Source organism: Marinobacter sp. UBA3607 (genome assembly GCF_002375525.1).
Lineage (GTDB): Bacteria > Pseudomonadota > Gammaproteobacteria > Pseudomonadales > Oleiphilaceae > Marinobacter > Marinobacter vinifirmus.
Genome location: NZ_DFLY01000015.1, coordinates 70,680 through 90,358 on the forward strand (window position 1 = coordinate 70,680; position 19,679 = coordinate 90,358).

The 19,679-nt window shown below is 62.5% G+C and carries 14 protein-coding genes; 6 read left to right on the forward strand and 8 right to left on the reverse strand.

From position 1 onward, the window contains the following. Nucleotides 1-67: 67 nt before the first annotated feature. A complete protein-coding gene (locus tag B2589_RS05550; protein ID WP_286815890.1) occupies nucleotides 68-2,200 on the reverse strand; it encodes a tRNA(Met) cytidine acetyltransferase TmcA in 2,133 nt (710 codons plus the stop codon). Nucleotides 2,201-2,417: 217 nt separating this feature from the next. Here B2589_RS05550 and B2589_RS05555 point away from each other — a divergent pair, with 217 nt between their 5' ends. Both B2589_RS05555 and B2589_RS05560 read left to right on the forward strand, forming a co-directional pair. Next, nucleotides 2,418-4,697 carry an ATP-dependent helicase gene (locus tag B2589_RS05555; RefSeq protein WP_173637055.1) on the forward strand — a complete coding sequence of 760 codons (2,280 nt, stop codon included), beginning with the start codon at nucleotides 2,418-2,420 and terminating at the stop codon, nucleotides 4,695-4,697. A 166-nt stretch (nucleotides 4,698-4,863) separates the two neighbouring features. Next, on the forward strand, nucleotides 4,864-6,051 hold the full coding sequence (locus B2589_RS05560) for an OmpA family protein (RefSeq protein ID WP_286815891.1): 1,188 nt from the start codon (nucleotides 4,864-4,866) through the stop codon (nucleotides 6,049-6,051). Between the two features lie 64 nt (nucleotides 6,052-6,115). Here B2589_RS05560 and B2589_RS05565 read toward each other — a convergent pair whose 3' ends face one another. Next, nucleotides 6,116-7,357 carry a methyltransferase gene (locus B2589_RS05565; RefSeq protein ID WP_286815892.1) on the reverse strand — a complete coding sequence of 414 codons (1,242 nt, stop codon included), beginning with the start codon at nucleotides 7,355-7,357 and terminating at the stop codon, nucleotides 6,116-6,118. Here B2589_RS05565 and B2589_RS05570 point away from each other — a divergent pair. Beyond that, nucleotides 7,356-8,039, forward strand: coding sequence for a tRNA/rRNA methyltransferase (locus tag B2589_RS05570; protein ID WP_022988546.1), 684 nt, complete (start codon nucleotides 7,356-7,358; stop codon nucleotides 8,037-8,039). The two genes, B2589_RS05565 and B2589_RS05570, sit on opposite strands and share 2 nt — an antisense overlap. A gap of 1 nt (nucleotide 8,040) precedes the next feature. On the opposite strand, the gene B2589_RS05575 is transcribed toward B2589_RS05570, so the two are convergent. Next, nucleotides 8,041-9,312 (reverse strand): D-amino acid dehydrogenase, encoded by a 1,272-nt coding sequence (locus tag B2589_RS05575; protein WP_286815893.1) that lies wholly within the window; start codon nucleotides 9,310-9,312, stop codon nucleotides 8,041-8,043. A 12-nt stretch (nucleotides 9,313-9,324) separates the two neighbouring features. Then, nucleotides 9,325-10,155 (reverse strand): polyphosphate kinase 2 family protein, encoded by an 831-nt coding sequence (locus B2589_RS05580; protein ID WP_286815894.1) that lies wholly within the window; start codon nucleotides 10,153-10,155, stop codon nucleotides 9,325-9,327. Between the two features lie 118 nt (nucleotides 10,156-10,273). Between B2589_RS05580 and B2589_RS05585 the strand changes: the two genes are divergently transcribed. Continuing rightward, complete coding sequence (locus B2589_RS05585) at nucleotides 10,274-11,083, forward strand: TatD family hydrolase (protein ID WP_286815895.1); 810 nt, start codon at nucleotides 10,274-10,276, stop codon at nucleotides 11,081-11,083. Then, nucleotides 11,080-12,699 (forward strand): Na/Pi cotransporter family protein, encoded by a 1,620-nt coding sequence (locus B2589_RS05590; RefSeq protein WP_286815896.1) that lies wholly within the window; start codon nucleotides 11,080-11,082, stop codon nucleotides 12,697-12,699. The genes B2589_RS05585 and B2589_RS05590 overlap by 4 nt, the downstream gene beginning before the upstream one ends. On the opposite strand, the gene B2589_RS05595 is transcribed toward B2589_RS05590, so the two are convergent. The 4 genes from B2589_RS05595 to acnA all read right to left on the reverse strand — a co-directional run bounded on the left by B2589_RS05595 (nucleotide 12,669) and on the right by acnA (nucleotide 19,343). Beyond that, nucleotides 12,669-14,963: a diguanylate cyclase domain-containing protein gene (locus B2589_RS05595; RefSeq protein ID WP_286815897.1), complete on the reverse strand. Its 2,295-nt coding sequence runs from the start codon at nucleotides 14,961-14,963 to the stop codon at nucleotides 12,669-12,671. The two genes, B2589_RS05590 and B2589_RS05595, sit on opposite strands and share 31 nt — an antisense overlap. A 259-nt stretch (nucleotides 14,964-15,222) precedes the next feature. Continuing rightward, complete coding sequence (locus B2589_RS05600) at nucleotides 15,223-16,131, reverse strand: lysine exporter LysO family protein (protein WP_094624886.1); 909 nt, start codon at nucleotides 16,129-16,131, stop codon at nucleotides 15,223-15,225. Between the two features lie 34 nt (nucleotides 16,132-16,165). Further along, nucleotides 16,166-16,483: a DUF2288 domain-containing protein gene (locus B2589_RS05605; protein ID WP_022988554.1), complete on the reverse strand. Its 318-nt coding sequence runs from the start codon at nucleotides 16,481-16,483 to the stop codon at nucleotides 16,166-16,168. Nucleotides 16,484-16,583: 100 nt separating this feature from the next. Beyond that, entirely contained in the window at nucleotides 16,584-19,343 is a 2,760-nt protein-coding gene (gene acnA / locus B2589_RS05610) for an aconitate hydratase AcnA (protein WP_286815898.1), read from the reverse strand. A gap of 124 nt (nucleotides 19,344-19,467) precedes the next feature. Between acnA and B2589_RS05615 the strand changes: the two genes are divergently transcribed. Then, entirely contained in the window at nucleotides 19,468-19,665 is a 198-nt protein-coding gene (locus B2589_RS05615) for a PAS domain S-box protein (protein WP_286815899.1), read from the forward strand. Nucleotides 19,666-19,679: the final 14 nt, after the last annotated feature.

Consider the following 19,679-nt stretch of genomic DNA (forward strand, 5'->3'; position numbering starts at 1 on the left):
TCGTACTCTCTTGTTTGATTTTTTCAGCTATTTTGCGGGCCGGGTGGTCATAATTAAATCGAAACGGTCACAACTCCGACACTTGTGCCGACCAGCGGGCCACGATTTGTCTCAGCCGCATTTCACCCTCCCCCTTGCCGGTGACCAGCCCAAGCGCCTGCAACTGCGGCCAGGCCCAACCTTGAAGCACCGCACGGCACCAGAGCCCGGCATCCTCCTGCCCGGCCAGCCAGGCCATCCAGCCAGGCCAGCTGCAGACTTCACGCAGCAGCGGCAAAGTCACTTCAAACCCCCGATAGCCCTCGGCAAAGCTCCGCAAATCCTGCCAGTCGTCCGGCCCGGGCTTTGCCGTGGCAGGCAGGTCTGCGGCAAGCTGCGCCAGCAATTCCTGGGGCATGTCGGCCCAGTGTCGGGGAATCAGCACCTGCCAGTGCCCGGCAAACCGGCGGCGCAGGCGCTGCTCCAGGTCGCAGCCCGCCGGGGATACACCCTTGAACAGTTGCACCGGAAACTCGCCAGTAGAACGCTCCCGGGTCAGCCCGATACGCGCCAGGCGTAATCCACAACCCTGCCAGAACGACTGCAAACCCGCTTCGCCACCAAAACTGGTACCCAGCGAATCCAGCCCCTGGCTCCGGCAAAACTCTTCCGCCGCCGCCACCAGCGCCCGGCCCACGCCCAGCTGCCGGGCCGGCTCTGCCACCGCAATGCGCACCACCCGAAAACACCGCTGCTGCGCCGCCTCCGCAAAGCCACCATGGCTGGCCAGGGACTGCGCCAGCAAATGCCCCCGCAAACGACGCTGGCCCATGGCCACCTGGGCGGCCAGGTCCTGATCCAGGCCACCTTCCACACATCCCCAGAGCACACCCACGGTTTTGCCCTGCACCACCGCCCGCCAGCTGCTGGCAGCAGGATCGTCCAGCCACTGGCGCAAGTCCGCCGGCGTGGTGCGGTAATGGGCATCCACCAGCAAGCCGAAGGCCTCGGCAAGTTCCGCCTCGCTGGCCTGTGCCAGATTCCAGGGTTCGACATGCACCGCACCGGGTTCCGGCTTGCTAGTGTCCGGCCCCCGGGCACCCAGCAGAAACATCCGGAACAACACCCGCTCCAGGGGATCACCCTGCGCCCAGCGCACCGGCTGCTTCAGCTCCACCGATTGCCAGTGCGGCGCCTCCCGGTCCAGCACCTGCCGGAACCGGATCGCAAAGCCCCGCCCGGTGCCCTCATAGCCATGCACCGTGCTGGCAAACGCCACCCGAGGCCAACCCAGCAAAACCTCCCGCAGCCAGCTAGCCGGCAAACCGGCGGCCTCATCCACCATCACCACCTCGGCCTCCGGCTTCTGCGCCAGCAACTCCGGCACCGGCAGGAAACGAATCGCCTGCCCGCCCGGCAGCACAAGCTCCGACTCCGACCGGCTCTCAACCCGGTCGCCCATAACCTCCGCCGCATGCCGGAAAAAACTCTGCAGATTGTCCACCGAAGGCGACGTCACCAACACCTGCTGCCGCCCCGCCAGCAACAACTCCGCCGCCGCCATCCCCAACGCCGCCGACTTCCCCCGGCCCCGGTCTGCCGTCACCACCACCGGCCGCCGACGCCGCCCCAACCCGAAACGCACCAGCCGCGCCACCAGCTCCGACTGCTCCGGCGTCGACCCCGGCCTGAACGCTGCATCATCACACCGGACATCCGGCAGCAGCGGGCGCTCATCAAGACCCTGCCGAACCCGGACCACCGCACCGTCAGACGCCACAACCTCCGCCAACCGCGCCAAAAACGGATGCTCCCCCGCCCCGTCCAGCCCCGTGCGCAAGTAATCCGGATCCTCAAACCCCGGCCATTGCGCCAGCGGCGGCATCAACCAGAACAACAACCCACCGGCCCTCAACGTACCCGCCAACCCCGCAAACCCATCCGGCGGATTCCCCTGCCAGCCATCCCAAACCAACACCCCGGCCTCCCGCCCCAGCCAGCGCTTGTACTGCCCCGCCGAGACACCACGGACACCCGCAACCCCGGCGTCCTCATCACGGCCAACCCACAGCGCCCCGGCGACATCAAAACCACCCAGCCGCTCCTGCACCCAGCCCCGGGCCCACTCCTGTTCACCCTCCACCAGAACGAGGCGGCGTTGACCGGTATGGGCCAATTGAGCCGAAAAGGTTTGCCAGTTCTGTGTGATCGAGGAAGGCATAATCTGAAGGCAACTCCGATGGAGCGCTGCGCCGGGGGTGGCCTTCAAAAAATTTGCGGAGCCATGGATGGCGGAGCAGAAGCGCCACATGGATGTGCCGACAGGAGCGTTTTTTTGAAGGCCACCCCCGGCGCAGTGCGGGCATGAATGACAAAAGTCTCAGGCAATTATGCGGCACGGCTACTCCCGCTGCCAGCAGCCAAGTACAATACCCGCCATGCCAAACCAGCCCCAGATGCCAGACACCAGCTACCTGCCGCCCCACCTAACCGACGAACAGCGGGCCATCATCACCGCCGGCTTCGAACACTCGGTGATCACCGCCGTGGCCGGCAGCGGCAAAACCTCCACCCTGGCCTGGCGCATACGCCACCTGCTGCAACAGGGCCACGACCCGGACCGCGTGCTGGTACTCATGTTCAACCGCAGCGCCCGCATCGACTTCCAGCGCAAGCTACAAGAGGTGTGCCACCAGTCCGGCCTGGCCCTGCCGGAAATCCGCACTTACCACGCCATGGGCCTGCGGCTGTACAAACGCTTCGTGCGGGAAGGCTACCTGCCCGGATTCTCTGAAAAAATCCTCACCGAACAGGAAATCGGCTACCAGGCCTGGCTGCTCACCCGCCGGCTGGCACCGGAAGACCTGGCCGACGAAATCCGCCGCAACAAAAAAGATTATGTGGAAACCGCCACCGGCTTTGTCGACCTGGTCAAAACCTGCCTGTCGCCGGCAGAAATCGTATTCGAAGAACTGGGCTACTCGGAAAAACACAAATACCTGATCGACCTGTTCCACAGCTTTGAGCAATGGCGCAAAAGCCAGAGCCGCATCAGCTACGCCGACATGCTGTACGAACCGGTCATGGCCATTCACCAGAACCCGCCATTGCAGCGCCTCGTCGGCAATAAAATGGACCTGATCCTGGTGGACGAATACCAGGACACCAACGAAATCCAGCACCTGCTGCTGCGCTACGTGGCCGGCGACCGCGCCCGGGTGACCGTGGTCGGCGACCCGGACCAGACCATCTACGAATTCCGCGGCGCCAAGCCTGAATTTATCCTGCGCCGGTTCAGCGACGAGTTCGAAAGCCCCCTGGAACAGACCCTCAGCTACACCTTCCGGTACGGCCACCAGGTCGCCCTGCTGGCCAACCACCTGATTTGCCACAACACTGGCCGCAAGGATGTCCTGTGCCACTCCCACTTATCCACTCCGGCTACCGAAGTAAACCTGCACCGGGCAGACAACGACAGCGACCAGATCCTGAAAATCCTGCAGCGACAAAGCCCGGAGCAAACCAGCCAGAGCGCCATCCTGTTCCGGGTCTGGAGCCAGAGCGTACCGATCGAGCTGAAACTGCTGGCCCGGCACATCCCCTATCGCATCGACAGCGGCAAAGGGGCCCTGTTCAGCCGGGAAGTGCAGGCCATCATCGCACTGCTGATGGTGGTCAGCGGCCGCCTGCAACAGCTGCCGGACAGCGACCGGCTGGACCTGGCCCGGCAACTGCTGCGTTTTCCCCACGTCGGCCTGAAAGAGCCGGAACTGGAAAACCTGGCGCAGTTCCTCGCCGGCTTCGACAGCGACTGGCACGAACGCCTGCTGGCCATGGACTTCAACGCCCTGGCCCCCATGGCCGCCCGCAAGCTGAAAAAACTGGGCGAAGTGTTGATGCAGCTGCGCAACTACAAGGGCCCCGTGGCCGGACTGATCAGCGTCTACGCCGACCATACCGATCTGTACGAAGGCATTCGCAGCCTCGCCCTGACCCACGACAGCGCCGAAGAGCGCATCGACACCATCCAGGGCTTCCGCGACTACCTGAAAAGCCTGGATGTTGACGCCGCCGGTGCGCTGGACCACCTCAAGGCCCTGAAACAGCAAGCCGGCGAACAGAGGGAGCAGGGCGTACTCTTATCCACCATCCACCGCACCAAGGGTCTGGAGTGGCCGGTGGTCATCATTCCCGGCCTGCAGGAAAAGTACCTGCCCTACAGCCCCCGCCCGCAGGACGATGCCCGGGCCCTGCTGGAGAGTGAACGGCGGTTGCTCTACGTGGGCATGACCCGTTGCCGGGAGCAGCTGCACCTGATTACCCGCCCCGACAGCAGCCACCCGCACCTGGATGGTGATCAGGGCCCCAGCCGCTTCGTGGCAGAATTCTGCTTCCCCCTGGCCCGTGAGCTGGGGCAGGTTCTGGACGCAGGTAACCCCGCCTCTGCCCAGCCCATAACGCTCCGGCATCCCCTCACCCCGGTCAGCCTGCGCTATGCCGAAAGGGCCAAAATCACCCTGGATGGCCAGGCGCCAGCCAGCACCCCGGACGCCTCACAACCCGTATGGCACCAGCCCCGGCTCATTCACGCCATCTTTGGCGCCGGCCGCGTAACCGGGGAAGACGAAAGCTCATTCGAGGTACGCTTTGATAATGGCGACATCCTGAATTTCAGCAAGAAAAGCGCCCACCTGTACTTCACCCCGGTAACAGACTGATCCATAAATGGAATTCCCTGCGTACAAATCCTGACCCCGGTAAAGGTGTAATTTTTTGTATTTTTTGGCTTACTAACCTAGATTCCAGATAAGGCATTAAATCTAGGGATTTGTCTGCGTTCCTGATGAGAGAACGGGAACATAAAAATGAAACAGGAGGTTCTGCATGAACATCGTGCGCCCGGTCGCTTTGGCCGTATTAGCTTCATCCCTGTCTGCGCCAGCCCTGGCCGCCGACAAGCAATCCATTTACCTGAACCCGTTCGCCGGTTACCAGCTGTTTGACGACAAGCGTGACCTGAGCGAAACCGACACCTACGGCGTTGGTATTGAATACCGGTTCAAACCCCACTGGGCGGTAGAAGCGGTTTACTCACGCGCTGATGCAGACCGCAAGTACGTGGACGGCGATTCCGAGTTCGAAGAACTGCGCCTGGACGGCCTGTATTACTTCCGTGGCCAGGATTCTGCCTGGAACCCGTACCTGGCCTTCGGTGCCGGCCATGCTGATTTCGGTGACGGCCCGGTATTTACCGCTGGCACCAACCATGACGAAACCCGTGTAAACGTGGGCGCCGGTGTGCGTTACAACATCAGCGACATGATTTCCCTGCGCGGTGACCTGCGCGAGTTCCACGGCATCGACGAAAGCACCTTCGACACCATGGTGTCTCTGGGCCTGAGTCTGGCCTTCCACCGCACCACCACCGAGCCCAAACCGGCGGATGCGGACAACGACGGTGTGCCCGATTCCCGTGACCAGTGCGCCAACACCCCGGCCGGTGCCCAGGTAGACAGCCGCGGCTGTGAACTGGATGCCGACAACGATGGCGTTGCCGACAGCAAGGATCAGTGCCCGAACACCCCGGCTGGCGCTGAAGTAAACAGCCGTGGTTGTGAGCTGGACAGCGACAACGATGGCGTGGTGAACAGCAAGGACCAGTGCCCGAACACGGCCGCTGGTGCTGAAGTGGATGAAACCGGCTGCGAAGGTGTCACCGAGACCATCGAAACCATCGAGCTGCGGGTTCAGTTCCCCACCAACAGCTCCGTGATTGACGCCACCTACGACGCCGAAATCCGCAAGGCTGCGGACTTCATGGAAGAGTACCCGGAAACTACCGTTGAGATTGCCGGACACTCCGACAGCATTGGTGATGCCGAGTACAACCGCGCCCTGTCCCAGCGCCGTGCCGAAGCCGTGGCTGATCGCCTGACTTCCGTACTGGGTGTGGATCCGGACCGTGTAACTGCAGTTGGTTACGGTGAAGTCGAGCCGATTGCCAGCAACGACACTGCAGCTGGCCGTGCCCAGAACCGCCGTGTAGAAGCCCGCATCCAGGTTCGTCGCTAAGACCAACCGGACGGGTAGTGAATAAGTAAGGCGCCTTCGGGCGCCTTACTTGTTTCAACCGCAGTCATTCCACCCGAACCGCATCCACCAGCAGGTTTCTGGGCGTCAGTTCCCGTGCACAGAAACGGCCCAGGCGCACCCTGTAGCCCTGCTCCTCCAGAAACACCGCGTAATCCAGCACCATCCAGAGCTCCAGTGGCCGGCGGAACAGATGCCGCAGTAACTCGTGGCGCTGAACCTGCAACGCCCGCTGTTCACCCCGCGTCAACCAGTGCTGCCAGTCCAGGTTATCCGGCAAGTCCAGCTGTTTCTTGCCCGCAGCCCAGCGGCAGAAGCCTTCGAAGTCACCGTTATTCAGGGACGGCGGATGGGAAGGCACCGGCAGATAGCTGTCTGCTGCCCGCAGATGGCGCTGAAGGGCATCAAAGCCCAGCCGCCATGCCGTTACTCGGGCCGTCTGCTCCCGCACCCTTGCGGGCGCTGTGACCGTTTCCTGCACGGCCAGGCGCAGAGTGTTACGGCCTGGCCTCAGGGCGGGTGCGTGGTTTCGGCTGCCTTGTGCCAGGGGTTGATACGGCTCCTGGGCCGTCAGGTGATAACAGCACGGCGAAAAACTCAGCCTCGGCGTACCGGCCGCCGCCCCGCGCTTCAGCAGTTGCCGGTGCAGGTCGCCACAGGCATGCAGCGCCACGCCATGCACTCCCGCAGGCCAGTTCAGGGAATCCGCCATCACATCCTGGTGGTGCAACTGCACCGGATCGCCGTAATGCCGGGCCAGCCGGTTGCCGTCCTGAACCAGTTCATCATTCCACTCGAAGCCCCGCACGCGCGCCGCCCCCCGGGCCGCCAGCGTTCGTGCCAGGTGGCCTTTGCCACAGCACCAATCCAGCACAGGCTGTTCCAGCGGCAGCACCGCGGCGGCAAAGGCACCGGCCTGCAAACGCTTGCGACCGGGCATATCCACGGCCTGCAGCTCCGGCAGTGCCGACCGGGCCCCGCTGTCGGGAGGTGACAGTTCCGGCAGCTCTACCAGGGGCCCGTAGTCAGCAAGGCCCGGCACAAACCGGGCAGCTTCGACGGCAAACGCCGTCAGGTTTTCTTCAAAGGCTTCGCAGGCGTCCAGCGTCAGCGTGTCCAGCCAGTGTGCAAGCTCCGGATAACGTTCGCACCAGGCCGGTTCCGGCTCCATAAACGGTGCCGGTTGCCACAACTCCTGGTGCCGGACCAGCCAGTCATTCACCTGCTGCCAGTGGCTGTAAAAAGATCTCGCTGGCTGGTGTAAACTCGCCGCCGGAGGTAACGTCATGAAACTGGCCTTTGTACTGGTTGAACCAAAAGTTCCGGAAAACGTAGGCGCGGCTGCCCGGGCCCTGTGCACCATGGGGTTTGCCGAGCTGTGGCTGGTCAATTCCGACCTGCACACACGGCCTGAAGCCCACTGGCTGGCTCACGGCAGCGATCACATCCTGGATAACGCGCGCATTTTCCCTGATCTGGCAGCGGTTAGAAACTCCGCGGATTTGCTGATGGGCACCTCGGCCAAGCCCCGCCATAACCGGCAGGACTGGCACCCGCCGGCGCAACTGAAATCGGTACTGGCCAACAAGGGCGCGGCAGTGGCTACCGCGGCCCTGGTGTTCGGGCGGGAAGACCGGGGCCTGTCGAACGACGAACTGGCCCTGTGTGACCTGCTGACCGGCTTCCCCATGGCGGTCAGTTATCCGTCACTGAACCTGGCCCAGTCGGTGATGCTCTACGCCTGGGAACTATCGGGGCTCGCCGGTGCCGGCACCGACAGCCCTGCCGAAGAAACGGAAGCCGCCGGTCTTGGTGCCCTGCGTACCCGGCTGGAAACCCTGTTGCCGAAACTGGATGCCCCAGCCGATGAAAAGCTGTCGCAATGGGTGTTCGAGCGCCTGCCCCTGCTGTCGGAGCGGGATATCGGCTTTGTGCACACCCTGTGCGGCAACATCGAGCGCAAGCTCTGAGCTATTCTGAAAACCGCCCGGGCCGGAAGGCGTCCAGTTGCACCGCCGGCTCCTCGCCATCAATTACCTGGGCAATCACCGCCGCGCTGCCTGCCGACAGGGTCCAGCCGAAGGTGCCGTGCCCGGTATTCAGGAACAGGTTGTCCCTGGGGCCCCGCCCGATAATGGCGGGGCCGTCCGGCGTCATCGGCCGGAACCCGGTCCAGGTTTCGGCGTCATCCAGGTTGGCGCACCCCGGAAAGCGCGACTGCACGGATTTTTTAATGGTGGCAATGCGGGCCCCGGGGATATCCCGGTTGAAGTCCGCCAGCTCCACAAACCCGGTGGCCCGCAAGCGGTTACCCAGCCGGGTGGAAACCACCTTGAAGTTGTCATCGTGAATGGTGCTCACCGGCGCCCGGCCAGGCTCGCTGAGTGGCACGGTAATGCTGTAACCCTTGACCGGGTATATCGGCAGCTTCAGCCCCAACGGCCGCACCAGCTCCGGCGACCAGCAGCCTGCAGACACCACGAAGGCATCCCCCTCGACAATCTCGGTACGGCCATCAGCCCGCCGGATCTGCACGCCATTCACCCGCTGCTGGTCCGCCAGCAGGTGTTCCACTGACACTTCATAGCGGAATTCGGCCCCCAGCTCCTGGCAGGCCCGGGCCAGTTCCTGGCTGAACAGGTGGCAGTCACCGGTTCCGTCAGTGTCGTAGCGAATGGCACCGTACAGGGGGCCGCCACCGGTCATGCCCGGCTCCACCTGCCGCACCTGCTCCGGGGTCAGCAGGCTTGAGGCAATGCCCATGCCGGCCAGCAATTCATGCAGCTTGCGGTAGTCTTCCATGGCGCCTGGCGTGCTGGCCAGGTGCAGCAGGCCTTGATGGGCACCGTCAAAGGCCAGCTTGTGTTCCTGTTCCAGTGCCAGGAAACGTTCCCGGCTGTAGATACCAAGGCGCAACATGGCCCGCTTGTTCAGCCCGAATAACCCCGGCGACCAGGCGTAGCGCAGGGTGGCAAACATGAACCGCAAGGCCTCCAGCGACGGCGGCAGGCCCAGTTTCAGCGGGCCGTCCTGTTGCAACAGCCATGGCAGGGACTTGAACACCATGGAGGGGTCCGCCCAGGGATACACCACCCCGTAGGAGCGCTGGGCCGCATTGCCCTTGCTGGTTTCGTTACCCGCCACCGGGTGCCGTTCCAGTACCGTTACCCTGTGGCCCCGCCGTATCAGCTCCCGGGCAGTGGTTACACCCACCACACCGCCGCCTATCACCACAATGTGCATGACTTGCCTCCGTTAACTCACGCCATTCTCGGCCAGCAACTGCCGATACTCCTCCAGCACCTCCGGATGTTCCGCCGGATACTCCGGTGCCAGCTGCTTCAACACATCCGCCACCAGCGCCGCCACGATCGCACGGGCAACCGGCTTGCTGTCTCCGGGCACAACAAACCACGGTGCCTCGTCGGTATGGGTTGCCGCCAGCGCCTGTTCGGCATACTCCTGGTATGTGGCCCGCTGCTTCCAGCCTTCGATATCGGAATGATCGAATTTCCAGCGTTTCCTGGGCTTGTCCAGGCGCTTCAGCAACCGCCGTTTGTGCTCATCTTCCGACAGGTTGAGCCAGACTTTCACAATACAGGTGCCTTCAGACACCAGGTGCCGTTCGAAGTCACAGACTGCCTGGTACCGGGCCGGCCAGTTGTAGGTGTCTTCGGCCCGCACCGGCCACACCCGTTCGCCAATCACCGCTTCATGGTGGCTGCGGTTGAAGGCCACCATCTGGCCATAGGCCGGCAGGTAAGGCGTCACCCGCCACAGAAAATCATGGGCGGCCTCGGCCCCGGTCGGCCGGCTGAACGACCAGGCATGGAAGCCGGCAGGGTCTGCATAGGTAGCGAGTGTGCGGATCAGGCTGTCCTTGCCACTGGTATCCGGGCCATGGACCACCAGCAACAGCGCCTGTTTGCGGTTGGCCCAGAGCCTGCGCTGGTATTCCCCGATGTCTTCCAGGCTGGCCTCAAGCGATGGCACACCGGCGCTGTCATCCAGCTCTGTGGGGTAATGCCCCAGCCCCGGTTGTTTCGGGTTCAGAAACCAGGAACGGGCAAAGGCCGTGTACTTCATCAAGGAAACTCCCTAGGCCTGCCGGGCAGGTCAAGCTGTATGCAAACTGTTAAACTCAGGGTATCAACTTTCAGGATAGCAGGCAGCCCTGTGCTGCGATGGAGCCAGAACCCCGGATATGAGCAAAAAACGTCGCGAGATTCCCGTTTTCGATCACCCGATCATTGAGACCCACTGCCACCTGGACTATCTGAAAGACCAGCCCCTGGCGGATATTCTCGAGCACAGCCGGAACGTCAACATCGAAAAGGTCATCACCATCGCGGTGTCGCCGGACAACCTGGCGGCAGTGCGGGAACTGAGCCAGGCTGCCGACTGGGTGTACGGCACCCAGGGTGTCCACCCCCATGAAGCCGAGAGCTACACCGATGCGGTGGAAGCCGAAATCCGCCAGCACGCGGGCGACAGCAAGATCGTCGCCATTGGCGAGATCGGCCTGGACTATTACTACGACAACGCCGACCGCGAAGTGCAGCGGGAGGTGTTCCGCCGCCAGCTGCAAATTGCCTGCGACACCAACCTCCCGGTGGTGATCCACAGCCGGGATGCCGATGACGACACCATCGCCATCCTCAAGGAATTCGAAAACACCCTGGAACGGCGCGGCGTCATTCACAGCTTTACCTCCGGCCCCGGCCTGGCGCAATACGCCCTGGACCAGGGCTGGTGTCTGGGCTTTAACGGCATCACCACCTTCAACAAGGCGGAGAACGTGCGGGACATCGTGCGCATGACACCCATCGAGCAGATTCTGCTGGAAACCGATGCCCCGTTCCTGACGCCGGTGCCCTACCGCGGGCGGGAGAACGCGCCCTTCTACCTGCCGTTCGTGGCGGAAAAAATCGCCGAGGTTAAAGAACTACCGCTCGGGCAGGTTGTGAGCCAGACTTATCAAAACAGTCTCAGGGTGTTTTTCCCGCAACCATGATCTCATCCGTTTTTCAGGTACTCGGCGGGCTGGCGTTGTTCATGCTGGCCATGGAAATGATGACCAACGGCCTGAAAAACGCCGCCGGCCATTCCCTGCGCCACCTGCTCGGCCACTGGACCCGCACCCCGATGCGCGGGCTGATGGCCGGCTTTGTGATTACCGGTATTGTGCAGCACTCCGGTGCGGTCACCGTGGCCACCATCGGCTTTGTTAACGCCGGCTTGCTGTCCCTGAAACACTCCCTGGGCGTGATCTTCGGCTCCAACATCGGCACCACCATGACCGGTTGGCTGGTCAGCCTGGTGGGCTTCGGCTTCAAGATCGAAGCCATTGCCCTGCCCCTGCTGGCGGCCGGCGTGGGATTCCGCACCATCAGCCGCACGCCCCGAAACCAGTTTCTGGGCGAGGCCCTGGCCGGTTTTGCGCTGTTTTTCCTGGGCCTGTCGATTCTGAAAACCGCGCTGGAATCCGCCGCCGGCGGCCTTACCAGTGGCGACATCATCAGCCCGGACTACGGCCTGCCGGCGTTCTTCATGATTGGCCTGATCGCCACCGTTCTGACCCAGTCCTCCAGTGCCTCGCTGGCCATTGTACTGACTGCAGCTGCCGGTGGACTGATCCCGCTCGACAATGCCGCAGCAGCCGTGGTGGGTGCCAACCTGGGGTCTACCTCCACCGCTGCGCTGTCTGCCCTGAAAGCCACCGCCAACGCCCGGCGCCTGGCTATTGGCCACATTCTGTTCAACGTGGTGACCGGCATCATCGCCCTGCTGATCCTGCCGGTGATGCTCTGGATGGTCGCCACACTGACCGACCTGCTGGACCTGGAAGCCAACCCGGCAGTATCGCTGGCCCTGTTCCACACCCTGTTCAACGTGTTGGGCGCCGCCGTGATGCTGCCGTTTATCACCCCCTTTGCCCGTTTTCTGGGCCGGCTGTTCCGCAGCAAGGAAGAGGACAATGCCGAACCCCGGCACCTGGATGACACCCTGATCACCACCCCGGAACTGGCGATCGGCGCCGTAGACCAGGAGATGAAACGGCTGATCGGCCATACCCGGGGCCTGCTGAGGGTATGCCTGGACCGGGAAGGCCTGAATGTCGCCCAGATCCGCCCGAAAATGGAGGCCATCAAGGCCCTGAACAGCGCCATTACCGACTATATCGGGCGGCTGCGGGCCGAGAAAATGCAGGTCTCCATTGTCGATGCCCTGACGATCAGCGTTCGCACCTGTCGCTACCTGGCCGAAGCCGCCGACCTGGCAGACCGGTTGCTGACCCTCAGGGAACTGGCAGACCGCACCGAATTTGCCGGTTCCAAACAGGCCTACAGCGACTATCTGGACACCCTGCGGGCACTGGTGGCGTCGGAAGAACCGGCTCCTGAGTTGCTGGCAAAAACCGAACAGGTTTATCACAGCCTGAAGAACGACACCCTGCAGAAAATTGTCTGGCAGCGGCTGGCCACCACCCTCGGGGATCAGATGCTGGATACCCTCAGCTCGGTACGCCGGCTGAGCGACCAGTGGGCCAAGTCACTCTACTGGCGCGCCGGCACCGATATCCTGAACGGCTACCACCATCAGGAGCCGGTGCCGGAAAACCCGCAATAACCGTTACGGCCCGTGTTCTTGGCCTGGTACATGGCCTGGTCGGCCTGGCGCAGCAGCTGGTCGCCGTCCAGCTCCGCAGGCTGGGGATACAGGGTGTAGCCGACACTGGCAGAGACTTCCACCATGTGGTCAGCCACCCAGACCGGCTCGGCAACCGCCGTCAGCAGCCTGTCCATCAGGTTTTCAATGGCGTCCACATCGGCCACGTTCACTACGATGGCCGCAAACTCGTCGCCACCAAGCCGTGCCAGGGTATCTTCTTCCCGCAGCACCGTGCGCAGTCGCCGGGCCACTTCCACCAGTAACTGGTCACCGGCGTCATGGCCGAAGGCATCATTCACCGGTTTGAATTTATCCAGGTCGATATAAAGCACCGCCAAACGGTAATCCTGCCGCCTGGCCTGGGCCATGGCCTGCTGCAGGCGCTCGGCAAACAACACCCGGTTGGGCAGGTTGGTGAGGGCGTCATAGTGCGCCATGGTGCGAAGCTTCTTCTCGGTTTCCTTGAGCCGGGTGATATCACTGAACACACCCACGAAATGGCTTTTCTCGCCCTGCTCATCCACCACGCTGCTCAGGGTCAGGCTCAGGATCAGCCGCCGGCCATCCCGGTTACGGCTGGCGAACTCGCCGCTCCATACTCCGTGTTTGCGGGCAGCCACCAGTATCGAGCTGCCTTCATCCACCGGCAGCGGTGGCAGGCGGCCTATTGCGGTGTTGCGGTCCCAGCCGGTAATCAGGAAGTAGGCCTCGTTGGTGTCGATGACCACACCATGGGCATCGGTGATGAAGATCGCTTCCCGGGCATTTTCAAACACCTTCAGGGCCAGCCGCTGGCGTTCTTCGGCCTGTTTCCGCCGGGTGATGTTGTACCAGGAACACAGCACCGAAGGTGTGTCGTCATCATTTTCGTAGACCGGGGCCAGGGTCATGTCCACCCACACGTGGCTGCCATCCTCCCGGCCGAATAGCCACTCGGATTGAGCAACATCCCCTACCTGAACCCGCTGCAGCAGTCCTGCCAGCTTTCGGGCGGAGTCCTGACCATCCGGCTGGACCTCCGGGGAAAACCGCTCCAGGGGCTGGCCCAGCATGTCGGCGGCGGAGCGACACTCAAGCAGCTCCACTGCGGCCCGGTTACAGTCACTCAGGGCCCGGCCACGGATCATCAGCATGGGCTGGGGCCAGCTTGCCACCAGCTCCTGAAGCCGGCGGCTTTCCCGGGACAGCTGGCGCTTCTTGCGGCCCAGCCATATGCTGGTAGCCAGCAATAACAGCACCAACACAGTTACCACCGCTACCCATAGCCGGTACTGGTGGAGTACATCCAGCCAGGTTACCTGGGGGACCTGGTCGTAAGGCGGCAGGTGAAGGCTGCGGGTCAGGTGTTCCACCGACTGGTAATCGGCCGGGGGCGCGAAGGAAGCCAGGCCTGCGGCCACGGCAGCCGGGTCGTCCGGTTCCAGGGCAAACAGGGCGGAGGCAATCTGGCGAATGGTGCGGGAATCCACATGGGGCAGCGACACCAGTGGCCATTCCGGATACAGGCGGGTTGAAAGCCGGAACGGATAGCCCCGGAGGTTCTGGGCGTTGATCACCTTCAGTGCGGTTTCCAGCCCCGGGTCTTCCTGCAGAAGTTCTTCCAGAACACCGGTGCGGATAAAACCGATGTCGGTGTCTCCCGCCAGCACAGCCCGAACCACCCGGTCATGGTTGCCCAGATAGATGATCCGGTTATCCCGTCGGATATCCAGGCCTGCCGACTGCAGCTCCAGGGCCTGGGCCTGGTAGCCGCCCAGATAGTGAAGGCCCGGGGTAGCAATGCTTTTGCCGCGCAGGTCTTCCAGCGCTTGAATATCACTGCGCCCGGCTCGGGCGATGATCACACCGCCAATGCTGCCGGTAGTGATGCCGTTCCAGTCGCGCTGCAGGGTAGCCAGTACGCCGGTCAGGCTGCGCTCGCTGCGGATCATCAGGAAGTGGGCCGGATTGGTCAGGAAAAAATCAATGCGGTTGGAGGCAACCGCACGGTCCATTTCTTCCTGGGCCAGCACACGGATGGTGATATCCCGGCCGGTCTCCCGGCTCAGATAGTCCGCCAGCGGCTGATACTTTGCCATCACCAGGGGGTCTGGGCGATATCCCAGCACCCCCAGCGTCACGCTATCCGCTTCTGCCGCCACCGGGAGCGGCGCCAGAACCAGCAGCACCAGCAGCGCAAGCGCCCGCCCAGGGTTACCTGCAAGAACCGATAACCAACTCACTCTGCCCGCCTTGGCAGAAACTGCTGGCTGGCGATCCGTTCGTGTTCCGGGTGCTTGTCCATCAGTCCCTCCCGTTCCAGAAGCCCGGCCAGGCGTATGGCCGTTGTTTCAATTGTTCCGTTCTTGGCGAGAGCTGGAGGAAGCGACGGCGGTGCATGAAAGGCTCCGAATAACACAATGTGTCGGATAGTAATACAGATGTCCTGCAGCCGCCTACCCGCACGGGCCATCGGACCCAACCAGAACCCTGATATTCAGCTTAGCCGAAAGACAGGAACACGCCCATCAACACCGGAGACAGAAACGACAGCAGAAAACCGGAGGCAATGGCCACCGGCACACAGGCCAGGCCGCCACTGCTGCGGATAACCGGCAAAGTAAAGTCCATCGCGGTGGCACCACCGTAACCGATGGCCATGGCCGGGCGAGCGGTGATCACCAGCGGAATCAGAGCCAGAGCAATGATTTCCCGCAGCACGTCGTTCAGGAACGCTACGCCACCCCAGGCCGGACCCAGGGCATCGCCAATGACAATGCCGGACAGGGAATACCAGCCGAAACCCGACGCCAGCGCCAGGGCCTGGTGCCAGGGCACCTGCAATACCGGAATCAACGCCAGGCCCGCCACCAGGGAGCTTGCCACCAGCGCCAGGGCAATGCCCAGCCCCTGACGGTTCATCAGCAACTTGCGCAGGGAGAGGCCTGCATTACGTAATTGCAGGCCAATCAGAAACAGCAGAAACATCAAGGCACCGGTGGCCACATCGTCCACCAGCGGCAGCTCCGGAAACAGGAAATAACCCAGCAAAGCCCCCACAAGCACCGCCAACAGGGGTTTCAGCCCGGCCAGGAACAGGCGCCGGTAGCCCGGCCGACCCTCGCCGGTTTGTTCCCCGACATCCAGTGGCGCCCAGCGATGAAACAGCCACAGCCCCAGCATGTTCGCTACCAGTAACACCACCACCAGCGCGCTGACCTGTCCCGCCATGGTGCCCAGCTGCCCCAGCAGCCCTTCCATCTGCCCGAGGCTCAGGCCTAGCAGTGCCAGAATGAAATACACCAGCCCTTCCACGGTGTAGTGGATCACCGTCATCAACCGGCGATTGGACAGGGCAAAGGCAAAGCCCAGAAATAACGGGGCAAGAATCAGCAAAGCGCCGGTGAGCATGGCAACCTCGGAAAAGAACGGCTAAGGGAAAGGATCAGTGCAGGCTGGCGCCCGAGCGATCCTGCACCAGTACCCAGGGCGCAATGACCACGGCCCAGAGTTCCGCGTTGCGGTCGTACCAGCCGCGCGCCAGGTCCGGTGCCACTTCACCCACCTGCCCGGAGGTCATCCACTGTTCGAACTGCGCCTTGTTGTCGGCGGTCAGTTCTGCGGCTACGTCCAGCAAGTCCAGCTCCGGCGCAACCCGCACAACTTGCCCGCGGGCGTAGTAGGTCTGCAGCTCGTGCCAGTGAATTCGGGAGGTTTCGAGGTTGAGTTTGGCTTTGATGTCGTCGCGTGGGGAGTCAGCCATGGCACCTTGTCTTCATTCAGGGATTAAGAAAAGGCCGCCAGCTTACCTGAAAATGCGGGGCAGGACACGGGGCCAGCCGGGCTGGCCCCGCAGGATGGCATCAGGCGGTGCGAAGCATCTCCCGCACCACATAGTGCAGGATACCGCCATGCTGGAAGTACACCGCCTCATTCGCGGTGTCGATCCGCGATTTGAGTTCACAGCTCTCGGTGGAGCCGTCCTTGTACTTCACGGTCATCTTCAGGGTCTGGCCCGGCTTGATCTCGCCGGACAGGCCTTCGATGCTGATGGTTTCCTCACCGGTGAGTTTCAGGCTCTTGCGATCCACGCCCTCCGGGAACTGCAGGGGCATCACGCCCATGCCGATCAGGTTGGAGCGGTGGATACGCTCGTAGGATTCCGCCACCACGGCCTTGACGCCAAGCAGGCGGGTACCCTTGGCGGCCCAGTCCCGGCTGGAGCCGGTGCCGTATTCCTTGCCGGCAATCACCACCAGCGGGGTGCCGCTTTCCTGGTACTTCATGGCGGCATCGTAGATGGCCATCTGCTCGCCGGTGGGCACGAATTTGGTGAAGCCGCCTTCCACGCCGTCGAGCATCTCGTTGCGGATGCGCACGTTGGCGAAGGTGCCGCGCATCATCACCTCGTGGTTGCCCCGGCGGGAGCCGTAGGAGTTGAAGTCTTTCGGCTCAACACCGTGTTCCTGCAGGTATTTACCGGCAGGAGTGTCCGGCTTGAAGGAACCGGCCGGGGAGATGTGGTCTGTGGTCACCGAATCCCCCAGCAGGGCCAGGATGTTGGCATCCTTGATGTTCTCGATGGGCTCGGGCTGCTCGCTCATGCCTTCGAAGAAGGGTGGGTGCTGAATGTAGGTGGATTTGTCGCTCCACTCGTACACCTTGCTCTCCGGCACCTTGATCGATTTCCAGATGTCGTCACCTTCGAACACCTCGCCGTATTCCTTGCGGAACATGTCGGTTTTCACCTTCTCGACCGCTTCGGCAATTTCCGCCTGGCTGGGCCAGAGATCGTTCAGGTACACCGGGTTGCCGTCTTTGTCGGTACCCAGCGGGTCTTTGGTCAGATCCAGCCTTACGTTGCCCGCCAGGGCATAGGCCACCACCAGGGGCGGCGAAGCCAGCCAGTTGGTTTTCACCAGCGGATGCACCCGGCCTTCAAAGTTGCGGTTGCCGGACAGCACCGAGGCTACGGTAATGTCGCCATCGGTAATGGCCTTTTCCACGGCATCCGGCAACGGGCCGGAGTTACCGATGCAGGTGGTGCAGCCGTAACCCACCAGGTTGAAACCGAGCTTGTCCAGGTCGTCCTGCAAGCCGGCCACTTTCAGGTAGTCGGTGACCACCTTGGAGCCCGGCGCCAGCGAGGTTTTCACCCAGGGCTTGGTGTCCAGGCCCTTCTCCACCGCCTTCTGGGCGATCAGGCCGGCGGCCATCATCACGCTCGGGTTGGAGGTATTGGTGCAGGAGGTAATGGCAGCGATCACCACGGCACCCGGGTCCAGCCGGCACTTTTCGCCGTTCATTTCCAGCGGCTGACTGGCCGGGTGTTCGTAGCTGTTATCCACGCCCACTGCGGTCTGGCCGCCTTCTGATTCCAGTTTGCCTTCCTGGGTCTTCGCCGGGCCTTCAGCGGTTTCCATCAGTAACTCGAAGGAAGCCTTCATGTTTTTCAGGGCCACCCGGTCCTGGGGCCGCTTCGGGCCGGCCAGGCTGGCCTCGACATCGCCCATATCCAGTTCCAGGGTGTCGGTGTACACCGGCTCATGGCCCGGCTCGCGCCACAGGCCCTGGGCCCTGGCGTAGTTCTCGACCAGTTCCAGCAGTTCTTCGTCGCGGCCGGTCAGGCGCATGTAGGTGATGGTCTGGTCATCCACCGGGAAGAAGCCGCAGGTAGCACCGTATTCCGGCGCCATGTTGGCAATGGTCGCGCGGTCCGCTACCGGCATGTCTTTCAGGCCGTCGCCATAGAATTCCACGAACTTGCCCACCACGCCTTTCTTGCGCAGCATTTCCACCACGGTCAGCACCAGGTCGGTGGCGGTAATGCCTTCACGCAGCTTGCCGGTAATCTTGAAGCCGATGACTTCGGGAATCAGCATGGACACCGGCTGCCCAAGCATGGCCGCCTCGGCTTCGATACCGCCAACACCCCAGCCCAGGATACCCAGGCCGTTGATCATGGTGGTGTGGGAATCCGTACCCACGAGGGTATCCGGATAGGCAATGGTCTTGCCGTCCATATCCTTCTGCCAGACGGTCTTGCCCAAATACTCCAGGTTGACCTGGTGACAGATACCGGTGCCCGGCGGCACCACCCGGAAGTTGTCGAAGGCCTGCTGGCCCCAGCGCAGAAACTCGTAGCGCTCCTGGTTGCGCTCCATCTCGATGGCGACGTTGTCCTTGAAGGCAGACGGATTGCCGTACTTGTCCACCATTACCGAGTGGTCGATGACCAGGTCCACCGGCGACAGCGGGTTGATCAGGGCCGGGTCTTTACCCGCCTGCTTCACCGCCTCGCGCATGGCGGCCAGGTCCACCACCCCGGGCACCCCGGTGAAGTCCTGCATCAGCACCCGGGCCGGGCGGAACTGGATTTCCGTGTCGGAGCCCCGGTCTTTCAGCCACTGCACCATGGCATCGATGTGGGAACGGTCGACCGTGGTGTCGTCTTCGTTGCGCAGCAGGTTCTCCATCAGTACTTTCAGGGAGAACGGCAGGCGGTTGAGATCGCCCAGGGTGTCTGCTGCCTTGGGCAGGCTGTAGTAGTGGTACGTCTTGCCACCCGCGCTCAGGGTGGAGAGGGTATTCAGGCTGTCTTTGCTTGGTGATGTGTTCGACATACATTGCCTCCTCGTGGAGTTTGTCTGGTAACACTCTATCCACTAACTATTGCACCGATAAGTGAGACTTCAACCGGCGACGATGAATGTTCGACATTTCCTTGGTGAATAGTCACTTGCGTTGTTGCGCGCGGCAACCGAGTTGTCGCTCAGCTCTATACTGGTCACCGACGCCCAACACCGGATTCTCTATGCCAACCCGGCCTTCTGCGCAACAACCGGGTATAGCCCGGACGAGCTGCGGGGCACCGGAATCCCGCAGTGTGAACACAATGGCTGCGACCCCCTGCCAGTTCTGTCATCATTAGCGCCTGTTTTCTGACGGACCAGGATCCT

Bases quoted from the DNA above. Each gene is read 5' to 3' on its own strand.
- acnA (WP_286815898.1), bottom strand. From the start codon at position 19,343: ATGTCGAACACATCACCAAGCAAAGACAGCCTGAATACCCTCTCCACC.
- B2589_RS05585 (WP_286815895.1), top strand. From the start codon at position 10,274: ATGAGCAAAAAACGTCGCGAGATTCCCGTTTTCGATCACCCGATCATT.
- B2589_RS05580 (WP_286815894.1), bottom strand. From the start codon at position 10,155: ATGAAGTACACGGCCTTTGCCCGTTCCTGGTTTCTGAACCCGAAACAA.
- B2589_RS05600 (WP_094624886.1), bottom strand. From the start codon at position 16,131: ATGCTCACCGGCGCTTTGCTGATTCTTGCCCCGTTATTTCTGGGCTTT.
- B2589_RS05605 (WP_022988554.1), bottom strand. From the start codon at position 16,483: ATGGCTGACTCCCCACGCGACGACATCAAAGCCAAACTCAACCTCGAA.
- B2589_RS05560 (WP_286815891.1), top strand. From the start codon at position 4,864: ATGAACATCGTGCGCCCGGTCGCTTTGGCCGTATTAGCTTCATCCCTG.
- B2589_RS05590 (WP_286815896.1), top strand. From the start codon at position 11,080: ATGATCTCATCCGTTTTTCAGGTACTCGGCGGGCTGGCGTTGTTCATG.
- B2589_RS05570 (WP_022988546.1), top strand. From the start codon at position 7,356: ATGAAACTGGCCTTTGTACTGGTTGAACCAAAAGTTCCGGAAAACGTA.
- B2589_RS05565 (WP_286815892.1), bottom strand. From the start codon at position 7,357: ATGACGTTACCTCCGGCGGCGAGTTTACACCAGCCAGCGAGATCTTTT.
- B2589_RS05575 (WP_286815893.1), bottom strand. From the start codon at position 9,312: ATGCACATTGTGGTGATAGGCGGCGGTGTGGTGGGTGTAACCACTGCC.
- B2589_RS05555 (WP_173637055.1), top strand. From the start codon at position 2,418: ATGCCAAACCAGCCCCAGATGCCAGACACCAGCTACCTGCCGCCCCAC.
- B2589_RS05550 (WP_286815890.1), bottom strand. From the start codon at position 2,200: ATGCCTTCCTCGATCACACAGAACTGGCAAACCTTTTCGGCTCAATTG.